The 1163-nt window shown below is 42.6% G+C and carries 1 protein-coding gene; it reads left to right on the top strand.

The annotated features are described in order from the left end of the window. Positions 1-403 precede the first annotated feature (403 nt). Complete coding sequence (locus tag ACFU9E_RS35580; protein ID WP_377984103.1) at positions 404-1036, top strand: hypothetical protein; 633 nt, start codon at positions 404-406, stop codon at positions 1034-1036. Positions 1037-1163: the final 127 nt, after the last annotated feature.

Raw genomic sequence — 1163 nt, 5'->3', positions numbered from 1 at the left:
ACGCAATATAAGGAACAACAAAAGAGAGCTTGCCACATTCGAAAAAATGAATGATGAAATTGGCGCGAAACGGGCACACAGGAAGGTTTTAGACGGTCAGGCAAGGCTAAGGGCCTTCCTAGAGGAAACAGGGCGTACACGGCGACGAGAGCGCGAGCAAATATACAATTAAGGCGGTGCAGCATGTTTGTATTGAAAAAAGATCACGAAAAGCTAGAAAAGAAGGTTGAGGAATTGGAAGCCATTGTTTTTAACATGGGTTTAGAACTGCGGAAAATTGAAGAAGCAAACAAGAAAGAAGAGCCAACGGTTTATCTATCGTAAGGCTCTTTTTTCTTGCCCGTTTATCTGTAGTGGGCGTTAAAGAAAACAGAAGTATTTTACCCATTCGGGAGGTTTTAACATGAGAGATAGACTTTTAAGACTAAATCTGCAGTTCTTCGCTGAACAGAGCGATCCGAACGCAGGCGCAGCAAATAACCCCGATCCGGCGGCTAACCCGGAAGGAAATCAGCAACAGGAACCACAACAGCAAGAGCCAACACAACAGCAACAAGAAAAGCTTTTGCCGCAGAGTGATGTAAACAACCTGATTGCTAAAGAAACGAAGAGAGCACAAGAAAAGCTTTTGAAACAGCTTGGCGTTGAGGACTTTAAGTCTGCAAAAGAAGGTCTTGCAAAGTTTCAAGAGTGGCAGGAATCGCAGAAAACGGAAGCCGAGAAGATGGCCGACAGCTTGAAAGATTATGAAACCAAATACAATACCGTTTCAAGCGAAAATGAATCATTAAAGGCACAAATTTCAGCTATGAAATTGGGTGTAAACGCTGATTCAGTGCCGGATGTAGTCGCATTAGCCAAAAACTATGTTTCTGATGAAGTGGATATGAACGCAGCTATGCAAATGGTTGTAGAAAAATATCCGCACTTCAAAGAACAGCAGCAGGAAGAAACACCACAGCCAAAATTTACAAACGGCGAACATAAAAAACAACCGTCATCCGAGTTAGAAGCTTGGGCGGCAGCGTTCAAATAATAGGAGGTAACGACATATGCCAAACTTAAACTATGCAGAGCTTTATTCACAGGGTTTACAACAAAGATTTGCACAAGGTCTTTATTTCACGGAGCTTTACAACACACCGAACAATTCCCGCATTAAA

The sequence above is a fragment of the Kitasatospora sp. NPDC057595 genome (genome assembly GCF_042800875.1).
Classification (GTDB): domain Bacteria; phylum Actinomycetota; class Actinomycetes; order Streptomycetales; family Streptomycetaceae; genus Kitasatospora.
This window is presented reverse-complemented; position numbering and strand designations above follow the sequence as displayed.

Excerpts from the sequence above, each read along its gene's own strand:
- ACFU9E_RS35580 (WP_377984103.1), top strand. The coding sequence starts at position 404 with ATGAGAGATAGACTTTTAAGACTAAATCTGCAGTTCTTCGCTGAACAG.